General features: G+C 61.8%; 5 protein-coding genes. 2 read left to right on the forward strand and 3 right to left on the reverse strand.

Annotated features, from left to right (window positions below; translation table 11 throughout):
- Nucleotides 1-62: 62 nt before the first annotated feature.
- The gene (locus ACQKRQ_RS36870) at nucleotides 63-317 is read left to right on the forward strand and encodes a GlsB/YeaQ/YmgE family stress response membrane protein (RefSeq protein WP_105509570.1); all 255 of its coding nucleotides are present in this window, start codon (nucleotides 63-65) and stop codon (nucleotides 315-317) included.
- A gap of 72 nt (nucleotides 318-389) precedes the next feature.
- Here ACQKRQ_RS36870 and ACQKRQ_RS36875 read toward each other — a convergent pair whose 3' ends face one another.
- From ACQKRQ_RS36875 to ACQKRQ_RS36885, 3 genes are all read right to left on the reverse strand, one after another.
- Complete coding sequence (locus ACQKRQ_RS36875) at nucleotides 390-1904, reverse strand: acetyl-CoA hydrolase/transferase family protein (RefSeq protein ID WP_408433147.1); 1515 nt, start codon at nucleotides 1902-1904, stop codon at nucleotides 390-392.
- Nucleotides 1905-2093: 189 nt separating this feature from the next.
- The gene (locus tag ACQKRQ_RS36880) at nucleotides 2094-2309 is read right to left on the reverse strand and encodes a hypothetical protein (RefSeq protein ID WP_427482551.1); all 216 of its coding nucleotides are present in this window, start codon (nucleotides 2307-2309) and stop codon (nucleotides 2094-2096) included.
- Between the two features lie 171 nt (nucleotides 2310-2480).
- Entirely contained in the window at nucleotides 2481-4646 is a 2166-nt protein-coding gene (locus ACQKRQ_RS36885; protein ID WP_427482553.1) for an FUSC family protein, read from the reverse strand.
- A gap of 203 nt (nucleotides 4647-4849) precedes the next feature.
- Here ACQKRQ_RS36885 and ACQKRQ_RS36890 point away from each other — a divergent pair, with 203 nt between their 5' ends.
- Complete coding sequence (locus tag ACQKRQ_RS36890) at nucleotides 4850-5845, forward strand: LysR family transcriptional regulator (protein WP_132382721.1); 996 nt, start codon at nucleotides 4850-4852, stop codon at nucleotides 5843-5845.
- Nucleotides 5846-6129 lie beyond the last annotated feature (284 nt).

Below are 6129 nucleotides of genomic sequence, written 5' to 3' on the forward strand. Positions count from 1 at the left end.
CATAACCATCGACTAAGCTCTGTCACCGTGAATTTTTCACACTCAACTAGGGAGTCTCGATTATGGAACACGGCATCATTGCATGGCTCATCATCGGCGCGATCGCTGGCTGGCTGGCAGGCGTGCTCGTCAAGGGCGGCGGCTTCGGCCTGATCGTCGACATCATCGTCGGCATTGTCGGCGCGTTCATCGGTGGCTGGCTCGCCGGCGTGCTGCATATTTCGCTGGGCGGCGGCTGGATCGGCTCGATCATCACGGCGGTGATCGGCGCGGTCATTCTATTGTTTCTTATCCGGCTCGTCCGACGAGGCGCCTGAGCGTAGCATCTGATGTCTTACGGCGTCAGGGGCGAACGCCACCTGACGCCGGCTTGAGCTGACTACCCGCGTTTAAAGCTTCGTCTCCACCGCCGGCAACATCGAGCCGGTATCACGCAGCCGCGTATGCCAGGCGAAAGCCTGATCCAACTGATGCGGCGTTTGCCCGCCTCCCTTCAATGCTTGCCCGTAGTAGTCGCGCAACAGATCGCGATACAGCGGATGCACGCAATTCTCGATGATCAGCGTGGCGCGTTCCCGCGGCGCGAGGCCGCGCAAATCGGCGAGCCCCTGCTCCGTCACGACCACGTCCACGTCGTGTTCGTTGTGATCGCAATGCGGCACCATCGGCACGATGCTCGAAATGCGGCCGCCCTTGGCCATCGACTTGGTCGCGAAGATCGCGCACGACGCGTTGCGCGCGAAGTCGCCCGAACCGCCGATACCGTTCATCATGTGCGTACCGCCCACGTGAGTCGAATTCACGTTGCCGTAGATGTCGAATTCGAGCGCGGTATTCAACGCGATCAGACCGAGCCGGCGAATCACTTCAGGATGGTTGCTGACTTCTTGCGGACGCAGCACGAGACGATCGCGATAGCGTTCGAGTTCGCCGAACACCTGCGCCTGGCGCGCGGCCGACAACGTGATCGACGCACCGGAGGCGAACGTCACCTTGCCGGCATCCAGCAGATCGAAGGTCGAATCCTGCAGCACTTCTGAATAAATTTCGAAGGCGTCGAAAGGCGAATCGACGAAACCGGCCAGCACGGCATTGGCAATCGTGCCGATGCCGGCTTGCAATGGCGGCAAGCGCTTCGGCATGCGTCCGCGCGATACTTCGTGCTGGAAAAACTCAATCAGATGACCTGCAATCGATTCGGTCTCGGCATCCGCCGGCAGCACCGTGGATGAACTGTCCGCCATATCGGTGATGACGATCGCCGCGATTTTTTCGAGCGGAATCTCGATGGCCGGCGTGCCGACCCGGTCTTGCGGACGGACGATCGGCAACGGTTCGCGGTTCGGCCTGCGGCCCGGAATCCAGATGTCGTGCAGCCCTTCGAGCGCGAGCGGCTGAGCAAGATTGATTTCGACGATGACCTTGTCGGCGAGAATCGCGAAGCTCGCCGAATTGCCGACCGACGTGGTCGGCACGATGCCGCCGGTCTCGGTGATCGCGGTGGCTTCGATAATGGCGATGTCGAGTTTGCCGAGCTGGTTCGCGCGCAGCATCTCGACCGTTTCAGACAGATGCTGATCGACGAACATGACTTCGCCGCGGTTGATGGCGTCGCGAAGCGTCTTGTCCACTTGAAACGGCAAGCGGCGAGCCAGCACGTGCGCCTCGGTGAGCGTGCGGTCCACATCGTGACCGAGCGATGCGCCGGTCATCAACGTAATGCGCAGCGGCTTGCCTTCCTGGCGCGCGCGCTCGGCAAGCGCAACGGGGACGGCTTTGGCATCGCCCGCGCGCGTGAAGCCGCTGGCGCCGACACACATGCCATCCTGAATCAGAAGCGCCGCCTCGGCGGCTGAAGTGATTTTTGCGCGCAACTCAGCGCAGCGAATCCGGTCTTGGTACATGAAACTGAGTCTCTCCATAGTCACCAGTCCAGTCTACTGGTGCGCACGTCTATGGTGTGCTTCGCTCAGCAGCCGGATTGTCGCACCCACCGCGGCGTCACAAAGGACGGCGTCGCGGCCAGGTGCTGCGTCGCGTCGAACGGTCGCGACAGGTCTTGCACGTACTTCAGATATGACGCGTGGCGCTGTTTAGCTGCCGAAGTAGATGTTGCAGAAGCTCACGGGCCCAACGCACTCTTCAGCGTTGATCGCCGGTGTGGTGATGCGGCTTTGGCTTTCGGCGTTCTTCGCACGCTGTGCATTCGCTTGAGCGACCTGTTGTTCGGGGGCGGCCGGCGCCGATTGTGCGTGAGCGACAACAGCGGACAAAGAGCAGGCAATCAGAGCAATCTTCAACACATTCATTTCGTTCTCCATGACTTACAGTGCTGCCCCGTAGGAAGCCCCGTTGGGGGACTGCGAGGCAGTGATGAAACTATATGGCTGCCTTTCCCGCGGATAAATGGGGCGGTCCGGAAGTGATCCTTCCATTCTGTAGAAGGATCGATGCACATAGTCGATCGTCGCGTGCATCGGTCAACGCGCATTGAACGGCGCGTCCTTGTCGAGCAACGCCGTGCGGATGAAGTGCAGGCAGCTCAGGATGCGCTGCAGGTCGTGACGCTTTTCGCGATCGGCATGAACCGTTTGCAGCACGTCCTGCGCAATCCACGTGGCCGCGCGCACGGACACCAGCGCGCGCTCCAGACCACGCGAGTCAGGTCGCTCGAAGAGCCGCGCGAGGTCATCGCGCATGTGCTCTATGGCGCTGGTCCAGCGCGGATGAAGTGCGTGCGCGTAGTCGGCGCGCGCCGCTTCGTTGCGTAGATCGATCACGGCGTGACCCACTTCGAGCGTCGCGAGCGTCCAGCGCAATGCATCGCGGCGGCGCCGGGAGCGTCGCGTCAACAGCATGCGCAATTGGGAAGTCAGATCGTGCGTGCTCGACTGAAAGCGTTGATTGAGACCCGGCAGTTCGTCCTTGCACGCGGACACGACCTGCGCCCGCAGATCGCCCATGATTTTCCCGATGAGCCAAGGCATGTCGGTCGGGAAAACGACCGCGAAGACAAGCGCTGCCAAGAGCATCGACGCGGTGAGCGCAATGCCGTTGTTGATCAGCAGATCCGGCGCGTAAGTGACGACGTTGTCAGGCCCGGCGAGCAAACAGAAGAACACTGAGAAACCGATCCCATATCCCGCCGCAAACTTGCGCGTGGCGATGAATGCTCCGAGTGCGAGCACCGGCGCCAGCATCATGCACAGCAGCGGAAAACCGTCGATGTTGGGATACACATAGCACGTGAACAGATAGCCGGTCATGGTCGCCAGTACGGCGCCGACGGCCATCTGCACGGCCATCTTCGACGGATTCGGCGCAGTCGACGTCAGCGCGCACGCCAGCGCCGCGCCGATCACCGCAAGGCCGCCGCTCGGCCAGTCCGTCGTGATCCAGAACCAGCCGGCGATTGCCATGACCACAGCCGAGCGCATAAAAGTCAACGCGACGACAAAGGTGTTGGTTTTGCTGACGTAGCGGCTGGTGGTCCGCGGCTGGTTGCCCGGCTTGCGCTGCGTGAGCGTCACGTAGGTCTGCGAGTAACGGATCCATTCGTCGACGAACCGGTACAGCAATTCCGCCGCCGTATCGAAGTCCGCCAGCGATTCGGCGGGCGTGGCTTCCAGCGGCCGTCTCGTTTCACGCACACGCCGCGGCAAGCTCGCCTGAAAGTGTCGCAAACGGGCGGCCGTACGCGATGGGTCCCCTGTGACTTCGAGCGGTGGCGACATGAGCGCGGCCAGCTCATGAAAATACGGTTCGGTCGCCGCGACGACCGGCGCCGAGCCATTCATGCGCAGACGCTTGAGCAGTTGATGTAGTGCATGCAGTCGCGCACAGGCATCCATGAACTCGCCGTTCAAACGGCCGAGATGCTGACTGCGCGAACGCATGGCCGGATCTTCGAAGGCGGCGAAAGTGCGCGTCGCCTCGAAACCGACGATCTCGTCGACGAGATCCGCAAAGCGCCGCTCGAATTGGCCCCGCTTGATGCTGCGAGCCAACACATCGGCAGCGAACGCAGTAAAATTTCCGTACCGAATCTGTAGCGCACGCCGCAGTGCAAGGCTGGACCGCTGCGGCACGATCAGCGCGCTCACCGCGCTCGAGGACACGATGCCGACCGCCACTTCCGCCGCGCGCGTGAGCGCCGCCAGAAACAGGTCGTGAGGCACCGTCACATTCGGGATGCCGATCAGCGCAGCGGTGTAACCCGCAAGCACAAAGCCGTACCATCTGAAATGCCGATACCGGACCGCTGCCGCAATGCAGGCGCTCACCCAGCCGATCATGCCGAGCATGTACAACTCGGGCTGCTGGACGAACAGCGCGCCGAGCACCAGCGCAGCGACCGTGCCCACCGCGGTCCCGAGAATCCGATAGAAACTCTTGGCGAGCACCATGCCGCTGAACGGCTGCATCAGCACGAACACCGTGGTCATCGCTATGCGCGGCTGAGGCAGATCCAGCAGCATCGCAATGCCGAGCGCCAACAGCGCCGCGGTGACCGTTTTGAACAGATGCAGCCAAACCAGACCGTCGCTGGTCGCCCAGTCCCGAACAGCCGGACTGAGCGTTTGCAACATGACGCCCCACTTCCGGCGGGAATCCGCCGTCGGTTCGATCGCATGTTCGCGTTTCATCTGGAAGCAAGGCGCCCCGGTTGGTCGCTGGAAAAAGCGCCGGTGAAGAAGACCGCTCACACCGGCCACGCAAGGCGCCGATTGTAGGGGCATGCTGCGCGCGCATTAAGAGGACGGCCGCGGAACGTCCCTTCCAGAACGAACAACAATGCGCATCCGAGACAGGCGGACAATACGGCTTCAGCCGTGAAATAGAAGGATCGATGGATACGTTACAAAATATGCGAGTGTTCGTGCGCGTGGTCGAAGCCGGTAGTTTTACCGCCGCCGCGCAGTCGCTCAATTCGACGACCGGCGCGATGTCCCGTGCGGTCTCGGAACTCGAAGCTCATCTGCGAACGCGGTTGCTCAACCGTTCAACGCGGCGGCTCGCGCTCACCACTGCGGGCGAGCGCTATCTGAAACGATGTCAGCAGATACTCGCTGATGTCGACACGGCGGAAGAAGAAGCCAGCTGTGCGCACGAGCGCCCGAGCGGCGCGTTGCGGATGCACAGTTTTGCCAGCATCGGCCAGCATTACGTGCTGCCGGCCATCTCGCGCTATCGCGCGCTGTATCCGGAGGTGACGGTCGAGCTGACGCTGTCGCAGCGCATGCCTGATCTTTTCGAAGGCAGCGCGGACGTTGCGGTGATCGGTGCTTCCAGTTTGCCTAATTCGGAACTCGTATCGCTCCCGCTGGGGACGACCTTTAGCATTCTGTGCGCGTCGCCGGCGTATGTGCGCGCGCACGGCGCGCCGCAGCAGCCGGCCGATCTGGCGCACCATGAGTGTTTGATCCTGCACACGCCGGCGTTTCCGCCGCACGATTGGGTGCTCGATGGGCCGAATGGCAGCGAAATGATGGAAGTGAATGGGCCGGTGCACGTGAACATCGCCGAATCGATGATTGTCGCGATTCGCGAAGGGATGGGCATTGGCATGTTGCCGCTGTACGCGGCGATTTCCGGATTGCGTGATGGGACGTTAGTGCGCGTGTTGCCGGAGTATACGGCGCAGAAGATGAATATTTACGCGCTGTATCCGTCGCGTAAGTTCATCGACGCGAAGACGCGGACCTGGGTCGAGTTCCTGCGTACACATCTGCCGAAAGTCATTGCACGCGATGAGGCGCTGCTTGCAGAAGTCGGCGACGCCCAGATCGGCGATGGCGTGGTGCCTGCGGGCGCGAGCGGCGGTGGGGATGTCGCGACGCGGTAGGCGTCATAGTTGGAGTTGTTAGGTGTCGCTGGCTGCGGGTGGGTGCGGCGGCGGCGCTGTGCTCTCCTGTGCGGGTGCCTGCAAAGTGGAAAGGACCGTTTGCGGAGTGTGTTGCACACGATTGCTCAGTGCGGATCGCAAACCGGAGTCTTTGTTCGCCCCATTTCTTCGCCTGTTTTTTCCGGCTGTGTAAACGCAGAAACCCCACCTTTTTGGGGTGGGGTTTCTGTTTGCTGCGGGGGAGCCTGACGATTACCTACTTTCACACGGGTAATCCGCACTAT

The organism is Paraburkholderia sp. NPDC080076 (assembly GCF_050281145.1).
GTDB lineage: Bacteria > Pseudomonadota > Gammaproteobacteria > Burkholderiales > Burkholderiaceae > Paraburkholderia.

What these genes read in the sequence shown, in the direction of transcription:
- ACQKRQ_RS36870 (WP_105509570.1), top strand. Translation starts at nt 63, where the DNA reads ATGGAACACGGCATCATTGCATGGCTCATCATCGGCGCGATCGCTGGC.
- ACQKRQ_RS36875 (WP_408433147.1), bottom strand. Translation starts at nt 1,904, where the DNA reads ATGTACCAAGACCGGATTCGCTGCGCTGAGTTGCGCGCAAAAATCACT.
- ACQKRQ_RS36880 (WP_427482551.1), bottom strand. Translation starts at nt 2,309, where the DNA reads ATGAATGTGTTGAAGATTGCTCTGATTGCCTGCTCTTTGTCCGCTGTT.
- ACQKRQ_RS36885 (WP_427482553.1), bottom strand. Translation starts at nt 4,646, where the DNA reads ATGAAACGCGAACATGCGATCGAACCGACGGCGGATTCCCGCCGGAAG.
- ACQKRQ_RS36890 (WP_132382721.1), top strand. Translation starts at nt 4,850, where the DNA reads ATGGATACGTTACAAAATATGCGAGTGTTCGTGCGCGTGGTCGAAGCC.